The organism is Halomonas caseinilytica, assembly GCF_001662305.1.
Taxonomy (GTDB): Bacteria; Pseudomonadota; Gammaproteobacteria; order Pseudomonadales; family Halomonadaceae; genus Halomonas; species Halomonas caseinilytica.
Map to the genome: position 1 here is coordinate 56,659 of NZ_BDEP01000030.1, position 23,779 is coordinate 80,437.

Genomic DNA, 23,779 nt, shown 5'->3' on the forward strand with positions numbered 1-23,779 from the left:
CCTCAAGCGTTCGATGCGGCTATGCTGGCGGTATCTCCTTTGTCATGGATGACTGAACGCCATGGATGATAGCACCCTGGTCTTTGCGCTTCTTGGTTTGACGCTGACCGCCTTCATCTGGGGGCGATTTCGCTATGACCTGGTTGCCCTGGCCGCATTGCTGGCGGCGGTACTGCTGGGTCTGGTGCCGGCGGAGGAGGCATTTCTCGGCTTTGGTCATCCGGCGGTGATCACGGTGGCGGCGGTGCTGGTCCTCAGTCGTGGATTCGAACGCTCCGGCCTGGTCGACCTGATCGCCGAGCAGGCGCTCAAGGTCGGTGACCGCCTGTTGCTGCAGCTACTGGTGCTGGTTGGTGCAGTGCTGGTGCTTTCCGGGGTGATGAACAATGTCGGGGCCCTGGCGTTGATGCTGCCGGTCGCGATTCGCATGGCCCGGGAGCACGGCACGCCGCCGTCACTGTTGCTGATGCCGCTGGCCTTCGGTTCACTGCTGGGTGGCCTGACCACCCTGATCGGCACGCCGCCCAACATCATCATTTCCAGTTATCGCGGCTCCCTTGGGGCCGACAACTTCGGCATGTTCTCGTTTTTTCCTGTCGGGGCGACGGTCGCCCTGGTCGGGCTCGCCTTCATCGTGCTGCTGGGCTGGCGCCTGGTGCCCAAGCGTGCCGGTAGTGCGTCCACCGAGGCGATGTTCGATACCGCCCATTACCTGGTGGAGCTGCGCGTGCCGGAAAAGGCCAAGGCGGAAGGCTGGACCCTGCTTGATCTGCGCCAGGCCGTCGACGAGGACATCCCGGTACTGGCGGTGGTTCGCGACGAACGTCGTCACGCCGGGCACAGGTTTCACGGCGTGTTGCGCGAGGGCGATATCCTGCTGGTGGAGGCCGGCCCCGAGGAAATGAAGCTGCTCGAGGACAAGGCGGGCCTGGAGATGGGGCCGGAACCCGGCGACGAGCCGGCGTCGGAAGAAGAGCGCGAGGAAGGCGAGGCCTTCGATCCCGAGGGACTGCATCTGGTGGAGGCGGTGGTCAGAAACGACTCCATGATGATCAACCGTACCGTGGCCCAGTTGCGCCTGCACAACCAGTATGGCCTGCATCTGGTGGCGGTGGCCCGTGACGGTGGCCGGCTCAATCAGCGGCTGCGGGACATCCGCTTCCGGGCCGGTGACGTGCTGTTGCTGCAAGGAGGCGAGAATGAACTTACCGACAGCCTGACGACCCTGGGCTGCCTGCCGCTGGCCAAGCGCGATTTGAGCCTTGGTCAGCCGCGCCTGCTGCTAGTGTCGGTGGCCATCTTCGCTGCCGCCATCCTGGCCATGGTGCTGGACCTGCTGCCAGCCTCGGTGGCGCTGGCCGGGGCGGCGCTGGTGTCACTGCTGGTGGGCGTGCTGCCGCTGCGCGACGGATATCAGGCCATCGACGGGCCGGTGATCGTCTTGCTGGGGGCGATGATTCCGGTGGGCCAGACGCTGGAAACCAGTGGCGGTGCTGCCTTGATCGCCGAGGGGATGCTGGCGCTGGGCAGCGAGTGGCCGGTCGTGGTGACCCTGGCGGGACTCTTCCTGTTGAGCACCCTGTTGTCCAATGTGGTCAACAACGCCGCCGCGGCCTTGCTGATGGCGCCCATCGCGGCGAGCCTGGCCAAGGGATTCGATGCCTCCCTGGATCCCTTTCTGATGGTGGTGGCGGTCAGTGCCTCCTGTGCTTTCCTGACCCCTATCGGACATCAATCCAACACCTTGGTGATGGGACCCGGCGGCTATCGTTTCGGCGATTACTGGTGGCTGGGGCTGCCGCTGTCGCTGGTCGTGATGGTCGTGACCGTGCCGATGGTATTACTGGTCTGGCCCGTGTAGCGCCCAATATCGCAAAAGCCCCGGCGCAGGGCCGGGGCATCGAGTGACGGTGAGAAGCGTGGATCAGGCGGGGTGGTGACGCAGCACCTTGGACTTGTCGATGACGAAGGCGTCGTAGTCGAAGTCATCCACGGTCAGCATGTCCAGCACCTCGGCCTCGCGCTGGCGCATGAAGGTAGCGTCCTCGTCGCTGATCAGCCCGGCGGCGAGAGCGGCTTCCACCTGCTGTTCGGGATGCAGGGCCTCGGCCGGGATCTCGCCCTTGGCGTGTGCCTTGCCGACCGTGCGATACAGGGCCTCGGCACGTTCCTGCGTGGCCAGCAGGGCATTGTAGCGTGCCAGGGGATTGTCCTGAGGGCCGTCGTCGGTGTCCCAGGTATTGCTGATGAGCTTGTGGCGCAGGGCGCTGTCGCGGGAGACGGACTGGGCGATGGCTCGCGACAGGTCATCCTGCGGGCGTGACCAGCGCCGGCCGAGCGGCATGATGATCAGGCGCAGTGTGCGGCCGAGGGCGCGGTTGGGCAGGTTCTCGAACAGCTCGACGAAGGCCTGCTCGGCGCGTCCCAGCAGCAGACGGGCGGCATAGTGCAGCAGGGTGTCCTCGCCCTCGACGCGGTCGCCTTCGTGCCATTGCTTGAGCAGCATGCTGGCCAGATAGAGGTTGGAGAGCACGTCGCCGAGCCGGGCGGAAAGCATCTCGCGCTGCTTGAGCTTCGAGCCGAGGCTGGCCATGGCGGCGTCGGCGGCGAGGCCGAAGCCGGCGGACAGGCGTGCGATGTCGCGGGCGTAGGGCGCGGCGACATCGTCGAAGGGAACGCTGGGCTTGCCGATGCCCAGCCCCTGGGTCAGGGCGCGGGCGGCGTTGCCGAGGATCAGGCCGGCGTGGTTGAAGAAGGCCTGGTCGAAGGCCTTGGGATCGTCGGCATCCTTGGCGGCCAGTTCCTCGAGGACGTAGGGATGGCAGCGGATTGCGCCCTGGCCGAAGATCATCAGGTTGCGCGTCATGATGTTGGCGCCCTCGACGGTGATGGCCACCGGGTTGGCGCTGTAGCCGATGCCGAGATAGTTGCGCGGCCCGAGCGTCACGGCCTTGCCGCCATGGATATCCATGGCATCGGCGAGGATGACGCGCTGGAACTCGGTCAACTGGCTCTTGAGAATCGCCGAGGGCACGGCCGGCTTCTCGCCGTGGTCGATGGTATTGGCGGTCTGATAGACGGCCGCCTGGGCGATGTAGGCCAGTGCGCTCATGCGAGCCAGGGGTTCCTGGACGCCTTCCATCTCGGCCACCGGCACGTTGAACTGGCGGCGAATGCGGGCAAAGCCGCCGCTCCAGCCGATGGCGTAACGGGCGGTGCCGGTGGCGCCGGAGGGCAGGGTGATGCAGCGGCCGACGGACAGGCACTCGACCAGCATGCGCCAGCCCTGGCCGATCATTTCCTCACCGCCGATGATGGTCGAGAGCGGCACGAAGACCTTGTCGCCCTTGATCGGGCCATTGAGGAAGGGGCTGCCGATGGGGTGGTGGCGACGGCCGATCTGCATGCCTTCGGTGTCGCGGGGAATCAACGCCAGGGTGATGCCGCGATCCTCGTCATCGCCGAGCAGGTGATCGGGGTCGAACAGGCGGAAGGCCAGGCCGACCACACTGGCGATGGGGGCCAGGGTGATCCAGCGTTTCTCGAAGGTCAGCTCCAGGCCGAGCACTTCCTCGCCGTCGATGCTGCGCTTGACCACGATGCCGGTGTCCGGCAGCGAGGTGGCATCGCTGCCCGCGCGCGGCCCGGTCAGCCCGAAGCAGGGGATCTCGCGGCCGTCGGCCAGGCGCGGCAGGTAGTGATCCTTCTGCTCCTGAGTGCCGTACTTGAGCAGCAGCTCGCCCGGGCCGAGGGAGTTGGGCACGCCCACGGTGACCATCAGGGTCTCGTTGATCGCCAGCTTCTGCAGGACTGTCGACTGCGCCTTGGCGGAGAAGCCCAGGCCGCCGTACTCCTTGGGGATGATCATGCCGAAGAAGCGCTCGCGCTTGAGGTAGTCCCAGAGCTCCTGGGGCAGGTCGGCACGCTCGCGGGCGATGTCCCAGGCATTGCACATGCCGGCGGCGACGCTGCACTGGTGATCGACGAAGGCGCGTTCCTCATCGGTCAGGCCATCGTCGCGGAAGGCCAGCAAGCGTTGCCAGTCAGGGCGACCGGAGAAAAGCTGGCCGTCCCAGGCCACGCTGCCGGCTTCCAGAGCGGTGCGTTCAGTATCCGAGACCTTGGGGGCGACCTTCTTGAACATCGCGAACAGCCGCGGCGTCAGCCAGGCGCGTCGCAGCCCCGGCAGGCCGCAGGCGGCGATACCGGCGGTGGCGATCAGCAGCAATACGCCGATCACCGGTGCGCCGGCCAGTACACCGATCAGGCCGGTGACGCCGGTGACCGCCAGTGCCGGCAAGGCCCCGGCCTCGCGGCGCATCACGATGAGCAGGCCGATTATGGCCAGCACGAGCAGGATCAGGGTCAGCATGAGAGTCTCCGGTTCGTTATCATTGGCAAGGATTCGAACATCTGTTTGAATTCTTGCAGAATAGCTCAGTTCGCTGCAAGCGGCCAGCGGATTGAATGTTGTCCCAGCATTCTCGTGAGGGCTGATCCACCGATACGTTCGCGACGTTCTGCGAGGCGATCCGATACTCCTTGCTGGCGTGCGTCGACGCCACAAAGAAGCGCCCCGCGCTGCGGGGCAGGCGGGGCGTCATGGCACGGAGCGGGACGGACTCAGTCGAGTCGGCGCATGGGCGTCTGACGAGCCGGGGCGCCATTGGCGACATAATAGGGGGCCTCGCTCCTCGGCAGCGGTTCGTGTCCCCGGATCTTGTCGGCCATCTTCTCGGCCAGCATGATCGTCGGGGCGTTGAGGTTGCCGGTGGGAATCACCGGGAACAGCGACGCATCGACCACCCTCAGGCCCTCGAGCCCGTGGACACGTCCGGCGCCGTCGACCACAGCGTCATCGCCTTCGCCCATGCGGCAACTGCCACAGGGGTGGTAGGCAGTCTCGGCGTGCTCGCGGACGAAGGCGTCGAGCTCGTCGTCGGACTGCACGTTCGGGCCAGGGGAGATCTCGCGGCCACGATAGGCATCGAAGGCTGGTTGCGCGATGATCTCTCGGGTCAGGCGAATGGCGTCACGGAACTCCTGCCAGTCCTTGTCGGTGGACATGTAGTTGAACAGGATGCTGGGCGCCGCCGCGGGATCGCGGGACGTCAGGCGTACCCGTCCTTCGCTCTCGGAGCGCATCGAACCGACGTGGGCCTGGAAGCCATGGGCCTGGACCGCGCTCTTGCCGTTATAGCTGATGGCGATGGGCAGGAAGTGGTACTGCAGGTTGGGCCATTCTTCCTCGTCGCGGGTACGGATGAAGCCGGCCGCCTCGAACTGGTTGCTGGCACCCACGCCGCTACCCATGAAGAGCCACTCGGCACCGATCTTTGGCTGGTTCCACCATTTCAGGGCCGGGTACAGCGAGATCGGCTGAGTGCATTCGTACTGGATGTACATCTCCAGGTGATCCTGCAGGTGGGCACCGACGTTCTCGTTGACCTGGACCGGCTCGATGCCGAATTCATCGAGCACGTCCTGCGGTCCCACGCCGGAGCGTTGAAGGATCTGCGGCGAGGCGATGGCGCCGGCGCACAGCAGCACTTCGCGGCGTGCACGCACTTCCTGGGGCTGCCCCTTGCGCGCGTAACGAACTCCCGTGGCGCGCTTGCCCTCGAAGGTGATGACGTCGGTGGTGGCGTGGGTCTCGATGGTCAGGTTCGAGCGCGACTTGGCCTGGTCGAGATAGCCGCGTGCCGTGGAGGCACGGCGACCGTTCGGCGTGACGAACCGATCCATCGGGCCGAAGCCTTCCTGCTGGTAGCCGTTGACGTCTTCCGTCGCCGGATAGCCGGCCTGCTGGCCAGCCTCGATGAAGGCGTGATAGAGCGGGTTGTTCCCTTCCTTCGGCGTGGTGACGCTGACCGGGCCATCGCCGCCGTGATAGTCGTTGGGGCCGATGTCGCGCGTCTCGGCCTTGCGGAAGTAGGGCAGGCAGTCGGCGTAGGTCCAGTCCTCCAGGCCGCCGCGCTTGGCCCAGTTGTCGTAGTCCAGGGCGTTGCCGCGGATGTAGCACATGCCGTTGATCAGCGAGGAGCCGCCGAGACCCTTGCCGCGACCGCACTCCATGCGTCGACCGTTCATGTACGGCTCGGGATCGGTCTCGAAGGCCCAATTGTAACGCTTGCCCTGCAGCGGGTAGGCCAGCGCCGCCGGCATCTGGGTACGGAAGTCGAAGCGATAGTCGGGGCCGCCGGCCTCGAGCAGCAGGACCTTGACGTCCGGGTCCTCGGTCAGTCGAGTGGCCAGGACATTGCCGGCGGAGCCGGCACCGATGATGACGTAGTCGAATTCACGGATCTGGGACATGGAGCCTCCCTGGGCAATGACAAAAAGAGCTCGGTGAAAGATGGGCTTTACCGGCGAAAAGCCTGCGCGAGGGTGCTGTCACCCCATTCCTGGGGGGTCATCCGCCATGCATGGCGGATGACCCTCGCGTCGCCTTATCTCCGGCGCTCATCTCGCGAATAGCGCCAAGTAGCGATCAGAACACCGACTCGAAGGGCCCCATCTCGACCTGAACCGACTTGGTCTGCGTGTAGTGGGCCAGGGTCTCGAGGCCGTTCTCACGGCCCACGCCGGACTGCTTGTAGCCGCCCACCGGCATTTCGGCGGGGGACTCGCCCCAGGTGTTGACCCAGCAGATACCGGCCTCGAGGCGATGAATCACGCGGTGGGCGCGATTGAGCCCCTCGGTGAAGACACCGGCGGCCAGGCCGTAGGTGGTGTCGTTGGCGCGACGGATCACTTCCTCTTCGTCGTCGAAGGCCAGGATCGACATCACCGGGCCGAAGATCTCCTCGCGGACGATACGCATGCTGTCGTCGCAGTCGGTGAACACCGTGGGCGCGGCCCAGGCGCCGGTGCTGTAATCACCCTGGTCCCAGGCTTCGCCACCGGCCAGCACGCGGGCACCTTCTTGCTTGCCCAGCGCGATGTAGGAGAGCACCTTTTCCTGGTGTTCGAAGCTGACCAGCGGGCCGAAGTTGACCGACGGATCCAGCGGATCGCCGGGCTTGATGCGTGCTACACGCTCGGCGATCTTCGCTTCGAAGGCCTCCTTGACGCGGCGGTCGACGAAGACTCGGGTGCCGTTGGTGCAGATCTGCCCGCTGGAATAGAAGTTGGCCATCATGGCAGCGTCGGCGGCGCGGTCCAGGTCGGCGTCGTCGAAGACGATCAACGGCGACTTGCCGCCCAGTTCCATGGTCACGTCCTTGAGGGTGGAGGCGGCTGAGGCCGACATTACCTTTTTGCCGGTGCCGACCTCGCCGGTGAAGGAGACCTTATCGATACCAGCATGGCCGGTGATCAACTGACCGACCCGAGCATCGCCATGAATGACGTTGAAGACGCCATCGGGCATGCCGGCCTCGGTGAAGATCTCGGCGAGCACCATGGCGGTCAGCGGGGTGACCTCGCTGGGCTTGAAGACCACGGCGTTGCCGGCTGCCAGTGCCGGGGCGGACTTCCAGCAGGCGATCTGGATGGGGTAGTTCCAGGCGCCGATGGCACCGATCACACCCAGCGGCTCGCGACGAGTATAGACGAAGGAGGAGTCGCGAAGCGGAATCTGGCTGCCCTCGATGGCGCCGGCCAGACCGGCGTAGTACTCGAGGACGTCGGCGCCGGTGACGATGTCCACCTCGGCGGTCTCGCTGATCGGCTTGCCGGTGTTGCGCGTTTCCAGTTCGGCGATCTCGTCATTGCGCTCCCTCAAGAGCGCCACGGCACGATTCAGGATACGGCCGCGCTCCACGCCGGTCATGGCGGCCCAGGTCCGCTGGCCACGGCGGGCGGCATCGACGGCGGCGTCGACGTCCGCTTCGCTGGCCTGCTGGATATCGGCCAGGCGGCTGCCGTCGAAGGGATTCACGACCGGGAAAGTCTCGCCGGAGGTGGCGTCCACACGGCGGCCGTCGATGTAGAGGGTCTGAGTATCGAGCTGTGTCATGTTGGCTCCCGTCAGGACTCGGGTTGAGGTTCGTGTGAAGGTCGAGAAGACCGTGCGTCGTGGGACTGCAGCAATTGATCGAGATACTCTCGGGCCAGGCGTCGCGCACGGTCGGTATCCAGGCCCTCGGGCGTCAGGGCGCCGCGCAGCCAGAGACCATCGATCATCGCGGCCAGGGCACGGGCGGCATCACGAGCCTGCTCGCGTGGCATCAGGAAACGAAACTGGTGACAGAGATTGGCATACAGGCGGCGGTCATTGACGTTCTGCAGGCGCTGCAGTTGTGGTTGGTGCATGCTGCTGGCCCAAAACGCCAGCCAGGTCTTGGCCACGGGGCCGGTGACCTGGCTGCGGTCGAAGTTGCCATCGATGATCGCTTCGAGGTGCGCTCTGGGCGAGGTCGTCGACAAGGCGTTGCGTCGCGCCGAGACGGCTTCCCCCAGGTCGTTGAGGATCTGGCGCATCGTCGCCTCCATCAGGCCATCCTTGCCGCCAAAATAGTGACTGATGATGCCGGCGGAAACACCGGCATGCCGCGCGATGCGCATCACCGTGGCATCGGCCAGGCCAACCTCGTCGATAGCGGCCATGGTGGCCTTGATCAGCTGTTGGCGACGGATAGGTTCCATTCCGACCTTGGGCACCTTGCTGACTCCTCTCATGTGTCCATCTTGCAACCATGCGGTCTAGCATGATTAAGATAAAGCCAGTCTGCCATTTTTTTATTGAATGTTCAATTAATAAAAATGGCGACGGGCAGTCTCACGCCCCAGTGGGCGTGGTGCCCATTGTCGGAAGATTCACGCCGACTATCCACCTTCCAATTCAAGGGAGAGCGATCAATGAACAAGATGACCATGGGATTGGCAACCGCCGCGCTCGCGGTTTCCGCCTCGCCGGTGATGGCCGCCGACGACAGTTGCCAGCCGGTGCGTTTCGCCGAAGTGGGCTGGACGGACATCACCGCCACCACAGCGCTGACCACCGAAGTGCTCGAGGCCATGGGCTATGAGACCCGCATCGACACTGTCTCGGTGCCCATCGCCTATTCGGGCATGAAAAACGGCGATTTCGATGTCTTCCTCGGCAACTGGATGCCGTCCATGGCCTCGATCAGCGATCCGTACGTGGAGCGCGGCGAAGTGGAACGCCTGGGGGCCAATCTGGAGGGAGCCAAGTACACGCTGGCGGTGCCGCAGTATGTTCATGACGCCGGCGTGACCTCGGTGGCCGACCTGGACGAGCATGCCGAGCGTTTCTCTCATCAGCTGCATGGCATCGAAGCCGGGAACGACGGCAACGAGATGATCCAGCAGATGATCGACGACGATGCCTTCGGCCTGGGTGACTGGCAACTGGTCGATTCCAGCGAGGCCGGCATGCTGGCCGAGTTGAAGGCGCGGGTTCCCGACGAGAAATGGATGGTCTTTCTGGGGTGGGAGCCGCACCCGATGAACACCAATTTCGACATGGCCTACCTCGAGGGCGCCGATGACTATTTCGGCCCGAACCTGGGCGGCGCCACGGTGTATACCAACACCCGGGCCGGCTATGCCGAGGAATGCCCCAATGTCGGCAATCTGCTGGACAACCTGAGCTTCACCCTGGAGATGGAGAACCAGCTGATGGGGGCCATCATGGAGGAGGGTGCCGATCCTCGTCAGGCAGCGGCGGAGTATCTCAGGGCTCATCCTCAGGTGCTTGATGGCTGGCTCGAGGGCGTGACGACCCAGGCCGGCGAACCGGCGCTGCCGGCGGTGAAAGCGGCGCTGTCCATCGAGGAGTAAGCCGCGCTCGAATAGTCCCTGTTCGGGGGGGGAGTCGGACTTGCCTTGGCGCAAGCCGCCGTGCATAATCCTCCCCCGTCGTCGAGGCATGTGCCCGCGGCGTGAAAATGGCTACGTAGCTCAGTTGGTTAGAGCACATCACTCATAATGATGGGGTCCCCTGTTCGAGTCAGGGCGTAGCCACCAGGGATATCGAGAAGACGCCCGTTCGGTCATGCCGAGCGGGCGTCTTGCATTGGGGCCACGCTGGGGCGGATATCGTCGGAGCGACTTGACGTTGCCGAGCCGATCCGTATACTACGCCCCGTGTTCGAGGTCGTTCCCCGATAGCTCAGTTGGTAGAGCAAATGACTGTTAATCATTGGGTCGCAGGTTCGAGTCCTGCTCGGGGAGCCAACACCTTGTTTTATCAAGGGCGAACACCGTGTAGAATGTGAGCACAATTTGAAGGTCATTCCCCGATAGCTCAGTTGGTAGAGCAAGTGACTGTTAATCACTGGGTCGCAGGTTCGAGTCCTGCTCGGGGAGCCACCTTTCCTACCTCTTGTCCCTCTTCGGGCATGTGCAGCATCATTCCACGTTCCGATGGTTCAGTACCGCTCTCAGCAGCGACAGTCCTATGGACCAGATGCAATACCAATGCAACCTCCATATATGACGTGGTTCATTTCAGACGACGCACGCCCTGCTGTCAAGGGCTGCCATGATACCGCATCTGCCCCTCCGGCGCGTTACTCCCCCCGTTGCTCGAGGTATTGCCGCAACGTTTCGACATCGTGATGTACATAGGTCAGCGTCGAGCGGATATTGCTGTGGCCACAGACTGCCTGGGTCAGGTGCAGGTTTCGCCCAGGGCTGCGCATCAACGACGTTGCCAGCGTATGCCGGAAGCGGTGGGGCGTGATGCGACTTCCACTGTAGTGGGACAGTCGCTTGAAGAATCTCTCCACTTGATCCGTGTTCATCTCGTGGCGTCGGTGGCGCTCGGAGAAGCGGTTGACATTGAACAGCTGGTCCCCATTCCGGACCCCTATGGCGCTGGCTGCCTTCACCAGGGTGTACAAGTGTGGGTAAAGTGGCTCAATGATCGGCAGAATATTTTCCCGACCGTTTTTCGCCCCGTCAGCCGATGCGATGAACCGCCGGTTGTGCAAGTCAATATCGCCTCTTTTAATGTGGAGTAGCTGGTTCAGCCGTATCCCCGTGTAGTAAAAGGTTTCGACCACGATCCGCCAGAACCATGCGGGATGGAGGTGGCTGGGGCGGTGTTGTTCGACTTCGATGCGTCGGCACTCATCAAGGGCTGCATGTGCGCGAGGCAGATCCCCATCTTTCAGGACCTTCGGACGCTGATGCGTTTCCCGAACGGCAACGCCTTGAAAGGGGTTTTCGTCAAGCGGGATGAAGGCGCGCTCCATACCGAAATTGTACAGCGCTCGCAAATGTCGGACATAGTTGTTCCAACTGGTCGTTGATAGACCATCCGGGCTGTGGGGTGAACATAGTATGGCGGATCGCCAGCGGAGCACGATCCTCCTTGATACATCGCCGGGATGGGCTGCATCACCCAGGAAATGCCGAAAGCGTCGAACAGGCACTTCGTATGAGCGTCGTGTATAGGGGCTCAGCCACTTCTCGAAGAAATATTCCGTCAATAGGTCAGGGAAGGTGATGTTGTCGAGGTCTGGCAGCGACGTGGTATCGAGCTTAGGCATCGGGAAGATCCTTTTCGTGATGTGCGATGAGTGACAAAAAGGGGTTGTTGCGCTGTTCAATCGGAAGAACATCAGCGCGTTTCAGGATGTAGCCCTTGACGAGGCGTCCCTTCTTGTTCTGCCCATCGACGCGAGCGCTATGGATGTTGGTGCCGTCGTCCCTAACTTTGTGCAGGCCGAGCTTTTGGAATTGTTGTTGAACCTCCGTCCAACTAGCGCCGTCATGCGCGTGGCAGAAGCGACGGAAAATGCCGGGACTGACGATCAACCAGGTGTCATCGACACCGTGGACTTGCGCCTTGGGGGCATTCACTAGCAGGCGGTGGCTCTTCGCCCCATCCTGTAACCATTGCAGAAACGTTTCACCCAGTGTCTTGCCTTTCGTTATCGGTGCGGACTGTGACGTGGTGTCGACCTCAGCCGTGGCGGCTACCGGAGACGGTCTTTCTGCCTGGGCATTGTCCGCCGGCGTCGTAGCGTTGGCAGTCTCGCCACCGGTGACCAGGTCGATCAGGGAGTCCGTGTCCAGCCCGGGCACTTCCGTCGCGGATGTGCTCGTGTCCTGCTCGGAAGCGTCAGTCGCGGGCGTTGCCGACGACTCGGCCGATGAAGGCGGAGAGGGCGATGTCGTGCCGGCAGCGGTTGGAGCTGTCTCGACCGGCGCTTGAGTCGCATCCGCCTCGGCCTGGTCTTTCTTGCCCTTCTTCGAGGCTTTCTCTCGGACCGTCAGGGTGCCCGACCAGGACTCGGGCCGTTGCTCTGCCGATGGCCAGATCAGGGCCGGAGGGACACGCAGGCACGACAGGTCGACGGACCAGTCTTCCTTCACGATGGTTACCGGCCAAACTGATTGGCCCTGGGGATTGGCTTCGATCAGCCCATGCGCCTGCATCTCGTCATAGAGCCGAGTGTCATCGCCCGGGATGCCACCTACCCCATTTTCCAGCAGATAGCCCTTCAACTCTCGCGGCACGCGAGGTGAGACCAGCCACAGGGCGTCGTCGGTCAGGTAAAGCGGGGCGCCAGGCTGATTGATGCCCAGCTTCTCCTTGACGAGATACCGCAGGCCATCGGCCAACTTGCGCTGCAGCGATTGGGTCGGGGCCTCGAAGGCCTTGTTCGGATCCCCGCCCAGCGCTTTCGAGACACTGGTGCGATCGGCCTGGCCGACTATTTCACTGATGATGCCGCCACGTTCTGGCACGCCACTGACGGCGTACATCATCGTCCCGAACAAACGGGGCTCGCTGTAGAGCCAGTCCAAAGTCTTCGGTGACAGGATCTGCTGGGCCAGCAGAAGGTTGGTGGTCTCATGCAGGTGGTAGTCACGATCCTCTCGGTAGCGGACCCGATAGGATTCAGGGATGGGACCATGCCAGAGGTGCCACCGCCGGCCACTGATCAGGTGGATCTCGATGTCGACGATAATCTTGGCGACATCGTGCAGCAGGGCGGCATAGAGGATGGCCACCGTCCACAGTTCGCCGACGGCGGTCTGTTCTTCCGGTGACGCACCGGGCGGCAGCAAGTGCTGTCGGCGTAGTCGCATGGCGTAGCACACCACCTCCAGGCCATGATCCAGCATCCCGCCACGATAGGCATGGTGGTGGGACTCGGAGGCCGGCAATTCCTGGACCAACTCGGCATACCGTTCGATTGGTGCCTGGACGTAGTCGACAAAGACCTGGCGGGACATGGAGCACATGTCCCAGAGCGCCCCGATCAGTTGTTGTCGGTAGGGGGACTGCAGCAGTTGCCCACCCGGTTGAGGGCTGAGCCAGTCCGCCTCCTCGCTGCGCTGCCGTGTTTTCCTGGCTGTCCGAAACAAGCCGAGCATTCTCAGTACCTTGATAGGGATGACTCGCGGTATCTGAGCGGATATCGGATGTGTGGTACAGGGAGAATGTTAAGTCCAGCGCGGGGGTTTTCTATATCGATAGGGCGGGAGCGAGACCTTTCCCCAAGAACTGCTGCCCCGGGGCATTCCATAGAGCCTGGCGGGTGTCGAGAAGGTCCAGTCCCGTCTTCACCAACTCGGGATTGGTGATCAGGACATCGATACCTTTCTCTACCTGTCCGCAATCCAGTCCTCGCGACGGCTGGTGTCGACGCTCGAGCGCAGCACGGCCACTTTCAATCCTGCCTGCTCAAGGATGCGCTTCAGTCGGCTCGTCGTGTCACGCTTGCCGGTATAGGTGGAGTAGACCAGGATCTTGCGGCCCTTAGCCTTCTCCGACCGAGACATCGCGACCAGCTCGTCCTCCTTGGGCATCGTCGACTCGTCATCAAAGATCGACTTGGTGAAGTTGATCAACTCCCGTGTGCGGGGATGTTTGACCGTCTCAGGCCGAGAACAGCAATCAAGCCACGCCAGAAGCACATTGAGCACCACGCCCAGCAAGGTGGTTGAGGCGAGCAGTAGAAAAGAGCGTAGCTAGTGTGCAAGGAGGGCGAGGGTGCTATCGGTAGGGTGCAAGGGGCTATCAGATTTGATAGACTGCGCGCCGGACGATGCAGAGATATTCAGACGAAAGTCTGAAAACTGTTGCCAATCATCAAGCTACAAGGGAACAGTACGATATGACGATCAAGCCAACTGGGCTGATGACTCCACCCTAGCGTTCTCCTCCCCCCTATCTTTAGGGAATAACCCTATTTTCGAAGGGTTACCTCCCTGCTTAGCCTTGTCGCTATAAAGCCGCCTCCTGTGCGTACAGATACGCCAGGTATTGTTCGACTTTTCCTCATTTTTGGGTGAAGGAAAGGCCAGCTTACGTGCGTGCGTATTATCAAGCGAAGAAGGCATCAATTCCGCTCCCACCTGGCTAGGCAGCTGCATGTACGAAAAAATGAAACTGAGTTGGTTCTCCAACCTCAAGGGCGATGCCCTCGCAGGCATTGTCGTCGCACTGGCATTGATCCCCGAGGCTATCGCCTTTTCCATCATCGCCGGGGTCGATCCCAAGGTCGGTCTCTACGCCTCCTTCGCTATCTGCGTGATCATCGCCTTCGCCGGCGGTCGCTCCGGGATGGTTTCGGCCGCCACTGGTGCCATGGCACTGCTGATGGTAACGCTGGTCAAGGAGCATGGGCTTGAATACCTGCTGGCCGCGACTCTGTTGACCGGTGTGCTGCAGATCATCGCCGGCTACCTGCGCCTGGCCGATCTGATGCGCTTCGTGTCGCGCTCGGTGGTCACCGGATTCGTCAATGCCCTGGCGATCCTGATCTTCATGGCCCAGCTTCCCGAACTGACGGACGTTACCTGGCATGTCTACGCCATGACGGCAGCGGGCCTGATCATCATTTATGGGTTTCCGTATATACCGGTCATTGGAAAGTCGCTCCCCTCGCCATTGGTCTGCATCGTGGTGCTGACCATTGTCTACATGGCCACCGGCATGGAAATTCGTAGCGTAGGTGATATGGGGGAGCTGCCCGATAGTCTGCCGGTATTTCTGTGGCCCGAGGTGCCGCTCAACCTCGAGACCCTGATGATCATCCTGCCTTACTCCCTGATGCTGACGGTGGTGGGCCTGCTAGAGTCGATGATGACCGCCACCATCATCGATGACCTCACCGACACTAGCAGCAACAAGAACCATGAGTGCAAGGGGCAGGGGATCGCCAACATTGGCGCTGGCTTGCTCGGCGGCATGGCGGGTTGCGCGATGATCGGCCAGTCGGTCATCAACATCAAATCCGGCGGCCGTCGCCGTATGTCGACGCTGATCGCTGGCGTGGCGTTGCTGATGATGGTGGTCTTCCTCGCCGACTGGGTCTCCCAGATTCCCATGGCTGCCCTGGTGGCGGTGATGATCATGGTCGCCATTGGGACCTTCAGCTGGAGTTCCATCCGCGACCTGAAGAAACACCCGATGAGTTCCAACATCGTCATGGTCGTTACCGTGGCGGTCACTGTGGGTACCCATAATCTGGCCATCGGTGTCTTTGTGGGCGTGCTGCTGGCCGCACTGTTCTTCGCCAACAAGGTCGGCAATATTCTCTATATCGGCAGCGAGGAAGCTGAACCGGGCCGCCATCGAATCTACAAGATTGTCGGGCAGGTGTTCTTCGCCTCATCTGAGCGCTTTGCCGCGGCCTTCGATTTCAAGGAAAGCGTGGAAAAAGTCACCATCGACCTGTCCCGTGCCCATTTCTGGGATATCACCGCTGTCCAGGCGCTGGATCGGGCGGTAATCAAGTTCCGGCGTGAAGGGACCGAAGTGGAGATGATCGGTCTCAACGAGGCCAGCGCCACCATCGTCGATCGCTATGCCATCCACGATGACCCAGAGGCGGTCGAGAAACTGATGGGCGGCCATTGACGCCCTCGCAGCCCATCCCGTCCCGGAGCAACCCTCTGGGGCGGAGGGCCATGAGGCGCCAGACAGGAGACCTTACCCCCGTTCGGCATCGTCAGTGCTGGATGGGTATGACTCACCTCTAACGCCAACGTTGATCCCCATGCCCCACGACCAAGCGACCTTCGCTCCCCCCGTTACTCCCCGTCCTTGTTCTCCCCGTCTGTTGCTGGGCGGGGCTTTCCGCAACTTCCTGGGCAACTCGCCGATCTGGTACAAGATCGTTATCCTCGCTTTCCTCGTCTTCAATGCGCTTTGTTACTGGACCCTGGAGGATGCTGGCACCCAACTGGGCTGGCTGCTGCTGGGCGAGTTCATCTTCACTCTGGCCATGGCCCTAAAGTGCTATCCGCTGCTGCCCGGGGGGCTGCTGGCCCTGCAGGCCGTACTACTGGGGCTGACCTCGGCCGAGGCGGTCATGGGCGAGGTGGAGCACAACCTTGAGGTGATCCTGCTGCTGATGTTCATGGTTGCGGGCATCTACTTCATGAAGAACCTGCTGCTCTTCACCTTCACCAAGTTGCTGATCCATGTGCGTTCGAAGTACCTGCTATCGCTGCTGTTCTCCGCCATGGCGGCGGTGCTCAGTGCTTTCCTGGATGCCCTGACGGTCACCGCGGTGATCATCGCCATTGCCGTGGGCTTCTATTCCGTCTACCACAAGGTCGCCTCGGGCAAGAGCTACGACCATCACCATGACCATCACGACGATGCCCCGGTGCGCGCCGAGTTGCGCGTGGAGCTGGAAGACTTCCGCGCTTTCCTGCGCTCGCTGTTGATGCATGGTGTCGTCGGCACCGCCCTGGGCGGGGTCGCTACCATGGTCGGCGAACCCCAGAACCTGCTGATCGCCAAGGAGGCGGACTGGGGCTTTATCGAGTTCTACCTCAACATGCTGCCGGTCAGCCTGCCCGTTCTGGTGGCGGGCCTGGCGACCTGCGTGCTGCTCGAGAAGCTGCAATGGTTCGGCTATGGCACCGCCATGCCGAAGACGATCCGCAAGATCCTCAAGGACTATGATCATCACAAGGCCGTGAAGCGGACGAATCGCGAACGCGCCGCCCTGATCGGCCAGGCTCTGGTTGCCGTCTTCCTGATCGCGGCCCTGGCGCTTCACCTGGCCGAGGTAGGGCTGATCGGGCTGGCGGTGATCGTGCTGTTGACCAGCACCAACGGCGTCAGCGATGAGCACCAGATCGGCAAGGCCTTCCAGGAGGCCCTGCCGTTCACCGCCCTGCTGGTGGTGTTCTTTACCGTGGTGTCGGTGATCCATAGCCAGCACCTCTTCCAGCCCTTCATCGAGATGGTGCTGGCCCGACCGGCCGAGGGGCAGGCGGGATTGCTGTTCATCGCCAATGGGCTGCTCTCGGCGATCTCCGACAACGTCTTCGTCGCCACCGTCTATATCGGCGAGATCAAGGCGGCGCTGCTCAGGGGCGATATCGGCGCTGAGCAGTTCCGTTTGCTGGCCATTGCCGTCAATGCCGGCACTAACCTGCCCAGCGTAGCCACGCCCAACGGTCAGGCCGCCTTCCTGTTCCTGCTCACCTCGGCGATCGCGCCGCTGCTGCGCCTCTCCTATGGGCGGATGGTGGTGATGGCTTTTCCCTATGCGGTGGTACTGTCGCTGGTCGGCTTCTGGGGCGTTACCCATTGGGCAGGCTAAGCCATAAATGCGAGCCCCGTGCCGCCAAATTCAATACTGTCGGCACGCGGCATCATTCGTCAGACAAGGAAACCCTATGACCGATCACGTACTGGCCGCCATCGACGGCTCGCAGTTTTCCGAAAGCGTCTGCGACTACGCTGCCTGGTCCAGCCAGGCGCTGGGGGCGCCGCTGACCTTCCTGCATGTGGTGGACAACCACCCCCAGACCGCCGAGGCGGATCTTTCCGGCAACATCGGGTTGGGTGCTCGGGAACATTTACTCGAGGAGCTCTCGGAGTTGGACGAGCAGCGCGCCAAGGTCGCCCAGGAACAGGGGCGGTTGATGCTCCAAGCTGCCAAGGAACGCGCCGTCGAGGATGGCGTCGCGGAGCCCGCCAGTCGCCAGCGAAATGGCACCCTCGTCGAGACCCTGGAGGAACTGGCGGACGAGATCCGCCTGCTGGTGATGGGCAAGCGCGGCGAAGGTCACCAGCAGGACAGCGGTCACCTGGGCTCCAGCCTGGAGCGGGTGGTGCGCGGCCTTCATCGGCCGATCCTGATGGTACCGGATGCCTTCAAGCGCCCCGAACGGGTGATGATCGCCTTCGACGGCAGCAAGACGACCCGTAAGGGCGTGGAAATGTTGGCGAAGAGCCCGCTGTTCCAGGGCATCCCGGTGCATGTGGTGATTGTCGGCGCCGAGACCGGCGACAACCGCTCGCAGCTCGACTGGGCCCTGAAGACGCTGCGCGACGCCGGCCATGAGGCGGAAGGTGATATTCGAGCCGGCGATGTCGAGCCGACCCTGCATGCCTACCAGGAGGAACAGGACATCGATCTGCTGGTGATGGGCGCTTACGGCCACTCACGGATCCGCCAGCTGCTGGTGGGCAGCACCACCACCGAAATGCTGCGCAAGGCCGATATTCCGGTTCTGCTGCTGCGCTAACGTTTTCCGAAACCGGCCCATCGTTCGGGGTACACTTTCACTTGGTGAGTGCCGGTTTTTTTTACATCGAAAAGGTACGCCTCGAAGAGGAATTTATTTCATGATCTTTGCTCCACCCTAAGCGACCACGATGTTCATCCACTACCACAAGAGGTCCCGATAACGCTTCCTTCTCCGCAAGGGCATGACAAGGAACCACGCATTGAAAAGCACGACCTTCGCGCATTCCGCTTTCTTCGATGAATCGTCTTCTTCGCATCGGTTCGTCGCCGAACTACTGGAGAAAGCGGATATCCGCATCAACGGCGATCGCCCCTGGGATATCCGCTTTAACGCCCATGGCGTCATCGACGAGGCGCTGGCACGCGGCAATCTCGGCCTTGGCGAGAGCTACATGAACGGCGCCTGGGACGCCAAGCGTCTCGACGAATTTTTCCATCACCTGCTGCGCGCCCGCCTGCCCGACCAAATCAATCCTCGTAAGCTGGTCTTCCATCACCTGCGTACGCGGATGCTCAACCTCCAGACCGCCAAGCGTGCCTTCGAGGTCGGCGAGGCTCACTACGACCTGGGCAACGACTTCTACGCCGCCATGCTCGACAAGCGCATGACCTATACCTGCGGTTACTGGAAGAACGCCACCAATCTGGATGAAGCCCAGGAAGCCAAGCTGGATCTCATCTGCCGCAAGCTCGAATTGGAACCCGGCATGCGGGTGCTCGACATCGGCTGCGGCTGGGGCAGTTTCATGGCCTATGCTGCCGAGCACTATGGTGTGGAATGTGTTGGTCTGACGATTTCCCGGGAACAGACCGAATACGGCAAGCAACTGATGAAACAGGGGCTGCCGGTGGAGTTCCGCCTCAAGGACTACCGCGACGAGACCGAGCAGTTCGATCGTATCGTCAGTATCGGCATGTTCGAGCACGTGGGGCGCAAGAATTATCGCGAGTACATGGAAGTCGCCGAGCGCTGCCTCAAGGACGACGGCCTCTTCCTGCTGCACACCATCGGCAAGAACATGCGCGATACTTCGCCGGACCCCTGGATCGACAAGTACATCTTTCCCAACGGCGAACTGCCGGCCCTGGGGCACATCACCGATGCTGCCGAGGAGCTTTTCGTGGTCGAAGACCTGCACAACTTCGGCGCCGACTACGACAAGACCCTCATGGCCTGGCATGCCAACTTCGAGGCCAACTGGCACCGTTTCGCCGACACCTACGGCGAGCGTTTCTATCGCATGTGGCGCTACTACCTGCAAAGCTGCGCCGGAGCCTTCCGTGCCCGGGACATCCAGCTGTGGCAGTTCGTACTTAGCAAGCAGGGCGTTCTCGGTGGCTACCATCGGGTCAGCTGACGCCGCCTTTCCATTCATCGACTGGAAGATTCAATGAGCGAATACTCCCTGTTCACCTCCGAATCCGTGTCCGAAGGGCATCCGGACAAGATCGCCGACCAGATTTCCGATGCGGTGCTCGATGCCATCATCGCTCGCGACAAGAACGCGCGGGTGGCGTGCGAGACCATGGTCAAGACCGGCGTGGCCATCGTGGCCGGTGAAATCACCACCTCCGCCTGGGTCGATCTGGAAGACCTGGTGCGCCGGGTGATCCTGGATATCGGCTATACCTCCTCGGACGTGGGCTTCGACGGCGAGACCTGCGGTGTCCTCAACCTGATCGGAAAGCAGAGCGTGGATATCGCCCAGGGCGTCGACCGGGCCAAGCCCGAGGACCAGGGCGCCGGCGACCAGGGGCTGATGTTCGGTTACGCCACCGAGGAGACCGACTCCTACATGCCGGCGCCGATCCACTACTCGCATCGTCTGGTGGAGCGCCAGTCGGAGCTGCGTCGCCAGGGCCTGCTGCCGTGGTTGCGCCCCGATGCCAAGAGCCAGGTGACCTTCCGCTACGACGAGCACGGCAAGCCCTGCGCCGTGGATGCCGTGGTGCTGTCCACCCAGCACGACCCGGACATCGAGCCGGACGAGCTGCGCGAGATGGTGCGTCGCGAGATCATCGAGCAGGTGATTCCGGCCGAATGGCTGACCGAGACCACCAAATATCACATCAACCCCACCGGCAAGTTCGTCATCGGCGGCCCGGTGGGCGATTGCGGGCTGACCGGCCGCAAGATCATCGTCGATACCTACGGTGGCATGGCACGCCATGGCGGCGGGGCCTTCTCCGGCAAGGATCCCTCCAAGGTCGACCGCAGCGCCGCCTACGCCGGTCGTTACGTGGCCAAGAACCTGGTTGCCGCCGGCCTGGCCGAGCGCTGCGAGATCCAGATCTCCTATGCCATCGGCGTGGCCGAGCCGACCTCAGTGTCGATCAACACCTTCGGCACCGGACGGATCAGCGATGAGCGCATCGTCGAGCTGGTGCGCGAGCACTTCGACCTGCGCCCCAACGCCATCACCCGCATGCTCGACCTGCAGCACCCGATGTACCAGCTGACGGCAGCCTATGGCCACTTCGGTCGCGAACCCTTCGAGCATCGTTATACCTGGACCGACACCCAGGGCGAGGAACATGTCGAGACCTTCACCGCCTTCCCCTGGGAGAAGCTCGACCGGGTGGATGTCCTGCGGGATGCCGCTGGCCTGTAATTCACGATACGGAGAAACGAAATGTCACAGAAGATCTACTGCATTGCCAACTTCAAGCCCAAGCCCGGCTGCGAGGAGCAGGTCTTTCAGGCCTTGCAGGCGCTCGAGCCCAATGCCCACCGCGAGGACGGCTGCCTCCAATACACGGTGACACGCCACATCGACCATCCCAACGCCCAAGGGACAAGCTACCCCATTGTGTTCCACGAGATCTGGTCCAGCCGCGAAGCCTTCGAGGCACACTGCAACCGTCAAGAGATCAAGGCCTTCTTTGCCACTCATGTCGAGGCCGACGACGGCGACGTGGAACACGCCAACGTCTGCGTCTATACCGACGAGCCCCACGACTACGACGCCCCGCAAGGCTGATACCTTGATGCATGAAATCGGGTCCCGATTCGGGGCCTGCATGCACTTTCCAGAGGAGAAATACCGGTGACCGAACAGAAGATGAACGTCGAGAGCTTCAACCTGGACCATACGTTGGTGAAGGCGCCCTATGTGCGGCTGGCCGATATCAAGACCGGCGAGCATGGCGATACCATCCATAAATATGACATGCGCATCAGCCAGCCCAACCGGGATCACATGGCAATGCCCGCGCTGCATTCACTCGAGCACTTGATGGCCGAGCTGTCGCGCAACCACTCCGACAGAGTGGTCGACATCAGCCCCATGGGCTGTCAGACCGGTTTCTATGTGGCCATGATCAACCACGATGATTACGAAGGTGTTCTTGACCTCCTCGAGGGCACTTTGCAGGACGTGCTGGAGGCCACCGAAGTACCAGCGTGCAACGAGATGCAGTGCGGCTGGGCCGCCAGCCACAGTCTTGAGGGCGCCAAGGAACTGGCCCGCGGCTTTCTCGCCAAGCGTGACGAATGGAGCCACGTTTTCGCCTGAGAGATAGTGCAGGCGTCTTTTGCACGACTACACAGCTCTTGGCAAAGCGGTTATCGTGGCCCGGCCTGCCGTTCGCCGTTTCCCGGCCTCCACGAGGCTGATCGACCGCGTTGCCAGGACAATGCTAGTCACAGGCACGGTCTTGCATAATGGAGGTGACCCGATATGAACCACCCCGATATTGATGCCAAGCGAATCCGCAAGCGACTCGAGGATCAACGTGCCGCCCTGGTTGAGCAAAGCATCGAAAGTACCGACGCCCGCGCTACGGTCGAGCTCGATCAGACGGCCGTCGGTCGATTGTCGCGGATGGACGCCCTTCAGAACCAGGCCATGGCGAAGGCGGAGGAAGGACGAAGACGGCAAACGATGCTCCGGATCGACTCTGCCCTGGCCCGCCTCGACCGAAACGAATTCGGTGAATGCCTAGAATGCGGCGAGTGGATCTCGGCCCAACGGTTGGAATGGGATCCGACCGTACTGAAATGCATCGATTGTGCAGAGTAAGCCCCTGCCTGGACGCCCATTGAAACGCAGCTGACCCATTGCCCAAGGAGAGATACCGAGTTCTATGCCACACGATGTAACCTTCGCGATCCAGCACCCGCAGGACGCACGGCAAGCGGCTCCCGATGCGTTCGTGATGCCCGCCACGGACAAGCAACGCCGCGACCTGGGCAATGCCGCTGTCGGACAGGCCTGGATGACATGGTCAGACAGTGACACATCTTCCCGGACGATAAAATTCATGCTGCCGCAAGCCACTAGTACCTGGAGCGAATGGCGGGCGGTGTTACAAGGCTATCGCTTCGCCATCCGGGTCGCGGATAGCCATGAAGTCACGTCACTATCCTTGCCTCTTCCCGAACAAGCGGGACTGGCTCCCCTGAAAGAAGACCATGTGGAAGACTTGCACCGCACCATTCTGGCGCAGTGCCAAGCGCTCAATCATGTACGCCACATTCGACTCCTGGCCCATACCGAGCGTGAAGCTGCCCTATACACCGGCTTGTTGACAAAGGGGTAGGGCGACGGTCAGGCCTGACCTTGCAGCCGTGTGACCCCTCTTGTTACCGTATAGCCTCAATTCCCTATCCAGATACCTTCCCGAGGTCGCTGGTAACTGCTGGAGATGCACTCCGATGGTTCAGTTACTCACCGACACCTTTCCCAGTCCACCCTAGGGCGGCTATCCCCTGACTCGACCTTCGTGTCCGACATGCGTTGTCACGTCGGCTTTTATCAATGCCTGAATCCTGTGCTAGGCGGGGTTACAGAGCATGTAGAAGGGGATCACGATGCACGCCTTCATGCCCAACGTGGGCGAGCTTTCCAGCGATGATGGCTGGATCAGCGTTCATGATCATCTGCCACTCGATTGTTGCGCCACCCTGTTGGTGGTTTATCAAGATATCCATGGTGCCGGGGTTGCCTCCGCCTGCTGTGTGCGAGGACGTTTCCTGAACAGTACCAATCGCGCTCTCGTGAGGGGCGTCAAGGCCTGGCGTTATCAGGAAGGCTGACAGCGTATGGCCCAGTACCGTGAAGAGGACTTGCGTCGTATCCGGCGGCTACTGGCTCAGGGGTTTATCAGTATTCGACGTCGGCGCCCCCGTGAGTCAGAGCATATCGATTACGACCTTTGTTTCATGGGGCAGCAGATTGCCGGCCACAAGCAGTTGAATAGCTTGCAACTGGAGGTCGATGAAGCCCTGAACCCCATTGATGCCGCCTTGCTAGTTGGCTCGGGACCGGCAATCACCTCGATTTACTGGCGGCCACACGCTCCATCGAGTGTAGGTGGGGCCATCACGGCGCGCGATGAGGATTAGGCGAGAT

General features: G+C 62.0%; 20 protein-coding genes and 3 tRNA genes. 16 read left to right on the top strand and 7 right to left on the bottom strand.

From position 1 onward, the window contains the following. The first annotated feature begins 61 nt into the window (after nucleotides 1-61). The gene (locus A9O65_RS16420; RefSeq protein WP_064702720.1) at nucleotides 62-1,861 is read left to right on the top strand and encodes an SLC13 family permease; all 1,800 of its coding nucleotides are present in this window, start codon (nucleotides 62-64) and stop codon (nucleotides 1,859-1,861) included. Nucleotides 1,862-1,924: 63 nt separating this feature from the next. On the opposite strand, the gene A9O65_RS16425 is transcribed toward A9O65_RS16420, so the two are convergent. The 4 genes from A9O65_RS16425 to betI all read right to left on the bottom strand — a co-directional run bounded on the left by A9O65_RS16425 (nucleotide 1,925) and on the right by betI (nucleotide 8,622). Continuing rightward, on the bottom strand, nucleotides 1,925-4,372 hold the full coding sequence (locus A9O65_RS16425; RefSeq protein WP_064700692.1) for an acyl-CoA dehydrogenase: 2,448 nt from the start codon (nucleotides 4,370-4,372) through the stop codon (nucleotides 1,925-1,927). A 251-nt stretch (nucleotides 4,373-4,623) separates the two neighbouring features. Beyond that, nucleotides 4,624-6,315 (bottom strand): choline dehydrogenase, encoded by a 1,692-nt coding sequence (gene betA, locus A9O65_RS16430; RefSeq protein ID WP_064702721.1) that lies wholly within the window; start codon nucleotides 6,313-6,315, stop codon nucleotides 4,624-4,626. A gap of 175 nt (nucleotides 6,316-6,490) precedes the next feature. After that, nucleotides 6,491-7,960, bottom strand: a complete 1,470-nt coding sequence (gene betB, locus A9O65_RS16435; protein ID WP_064700690.1) for a betaine-aldehyde dehydrogenase — start codon at nucleotides 7,958-7,960, stop codon at nucleotides 6,491-6,493. A gap of 11 nt (nucleotides 7,961-7,971) precedes the next feature. Then, nucleotides 7,972-8,622: a transcriptional regulator BetI gene (betI, locus tag A9O65_RS16440; RefSeq protein ID WP_425292860.1), complete on the bottom strand. Its 651-nt coding sequence runs from the start codon at nucleotides 8,620-8,622 to the stop codon at nucleotides 7,972-7,974. Nucleotides 8,623-8,802: 180 nt separating this feature from the next. On the opposite strand from betI, the gene A9O65_RS16445 reads away from it, so the two are divergent. The 4 genes from A9O65_RS16445 to A9O65_RS16460 all read left to right on the top strand — a co-directional run bounded on the left by A9O65_RS16445 (nucleotide 8,803) and on the right by A9O65_RS16460 (nucleotide 10,278). Next, nucleotides 8,803-9,747 (top strand): choline ABC transporter substrate-binding protein, encoded by a 945-nt coding sequence (locus A9O65_RS16445; protein WP_064700688.1) that lies wholly within the window; start codon nucleotides 8,803-8,805, stop codon nucleotides 9,745-9,747. Between the two features lie 109 nt (nucleotides 9,748-9,856). Continuing rightward, nucleotides 9,857-9,933 (top strand) — tRNA-Met (locus tag A9O65_RS16450). A gap of 134 nt (nucleotides 9,934-10,067) precedes the next feature. Then, nucleotides 10,068-10,143: transfer RNA gene (locus A9O65_RS16455), tRNA-Asn, on the top strand. A gap of 59 nt (nucleotides 10,144-10,202) precedes the next feature. Next, a tRNA-Asn gene (locus tag A9O65_RS16460) sits at nucleotides 10,203-10,278 on the top strand. A 200-nt stretch (nucleotides 10,279-10,478) separates the two neighbouring features. On the opposite strand, the gene A9O65_RS16465 is transcribed toward A9O65_RS16460, so the two are convergent. The 3 genes from A9O65_RS16465 to A9O65_RS17655 all read right to left on the bottom strand — a co-directional run bounded on the left by A9O65_RS16465 (nucleotide 10,479) and on the right by A9O65_RS17655 (nucleotide 13,734). Then, a complete protein-coding gene (locus tag A9O65_RS16465) occupies nucleotides 10,479-11,462 on the bottom strand; it encodes a tyrosine-type recombinase/integrase (RefSeq protein ID WP_175473465.1) in 984 nt (327 codons plus the stop codon). After that, nucleotides 11,455-13,299 (bottom strand): MobH family relaxase, encoded by a 1,845-nt coding sequence (mobH, locus tag A9O65_RS16470; RefSeq protein WP_074749328.1) that lies wholly within the window; start codon nucleotides 13,297-13,299, stop codon nucleotides 11,455-11,457. The genes A9O65_RS16465 and mobH overlap by 8 nt, the downstream gene beginning before the upstream one ends. Before the next feature lie 231 nt (nucleotides 13,300-13,530). Beyond that, nucleotides 13,531-13,734, bottom strand: a complete 204-nt coding sequence (locus tag A9O65_RS17655) for a hypothetical protein (protein ID WP_437438257.1) — start codon at nucleotides 13,732-13,734, stop codon at nucleotides 13,531-13,533. Between the two features lie 565 nt (nucleotides 13,735-14,299). Here A9O65_RS17655 and A9O65_RS16480 point away from each other — a divergent pair. From A9O65_RS16480 to A9O65_RS16530, 11 genes are all read left to right on the top strand, one after another. Then, entirely contained in the window at nucleotides 14,300-15,790 is a 1,491-nt protein-coding gene (locus A9O65_RS16480) for a SulP family inorganic anion transporter (RefSeq protein ID WP_064702722.1), read from the top strand. Between the two features lie 139 nt (nucleotides 15,791-15,929). Beyond that, nucleotides 15,930-17,492, top strand: a complete 1,563-nt coding sequence (gene nhaB, locus A9O65_RS16485; protein ID WP_082920215.1) for a sodium/proton antiporter NhaB — start codon at nucleotides 15,930-15,932, stop codon at nucleotides 17,490-17,492. Between the two features lie 76 nt (nucleotides 17,493-17,568). Continuing rightward, complete coding sequence (locus tag A9O65_RS16490) at nucleotides 17,569-18,423, top strand: universal stress protein (RefSeq protein ID WP_064702723.1); 855 nt, start codon at nucleotides 17,569-17,571, stop codon at nucleotides 18,421-18,423. A gap of 202 nt (nucleotides 18,424-18,625) precedes the next feature. Continuing rightward, nucleotides 18,626-19,783: a cyclopropane fatty acyl phospholipid synthase gene (cfa, locus tag A9O65_RS16495; protein ID WP_254783128.1), complete on the top strand. Its 1,158-nt coding sequence runs from the start codon at nucleotides 18,626-18,628 to the stop codon at nucleotides 19,781-19,783. 33 nt (nucleotides 19,784-19,816) lie between these two features. After that, complete coding sequence (gene metK, locus A9O65_RS16500; protein ID WP_064702725.1) at nucleotides 19,817-21,037, top strand: methionine adenosyltransferase; 1,221 nt, start codon at nucleotides 19,817-19,819, stop codon at nucleotides 21,035-21,037. A 21-nt stretch (nucleotides 21,038-21,058) separates the two neighbouring features. After that, entirely contained in the window at nucleotides 21,059-21,406 is a 348-nt protein-coding gene (locus tag A9O65_RS16505; RefSeq protein ID WP_064702726.1) for a putative quinol monooxygenase, read from the top strand. A 66-nt stretch (nucleotides 21,407-21,472) separates the two neighbouring features. Further along, on the top strand, nucleotides 21,473-21,940 hold the full coding sequence (locus A9O65_RS16510; RefSeq protein WP_064702727.1) for an S-ribosylhomocysteine lyase: 468 nt from the start codon (nucleotides 21,473-21,475) through the stop codon (nucleotides 21,938-21,940). Nucleotides 21,941-22,105: 165 nt separating this feature from the next. Continuing rightward, a complete protein-coding gene (locus tag A9O65_RS16515; protein ID WP_064702728.1) occupies nucleotides 22,106-22,447 on the top strand; it encodes a TraR/DksA family transcriptional regulator in 342 nt (113 codons plus the stop codon). Between the two features lie 64 nt (nucleotides 22,448-22,511). Beyond that, on the top strand, nucleotides 22,512-22,967 hold the full coding sequence (locus tag A9O65_RS16520) for a hypothetical protein (RefSeq protein ID WP_064702729.1): 456 nt from the start codon (nucleotides 22,512-22,514) through the stop codon (nucleotides 22,965-22,967). A 271-nt stretch (nucleotides 22,968-23,238) separates the two neighbouring features. Next, nucleotides 23,239-23,463, top strand: a complete 225-nt coding sequence (locus tag A9O65_RS16525) for a hypothetical protein (RefSeq protein ID WP_064702730.1) — start codon at nucleotides 23,239-23,241, stop codon at nucleotides 23,461-23,463. Nucleotides 23,464-23,469: 6 nt separating this feature from the next. Continuing rightward, complete coding sequence (locus tag A9O65_RS16530) at nucleotides 23,470-23,772, top strand: hypothetical protein (RefSeq protein WP_064702731.1); 303 nt, start codon at nucleotides 23,470-23,472, stop codon at nucleotides 23,770-23,772. The last annotated feature ends 7 nt before the right edge of the window (nucleotides 23,773-23,779 follow it).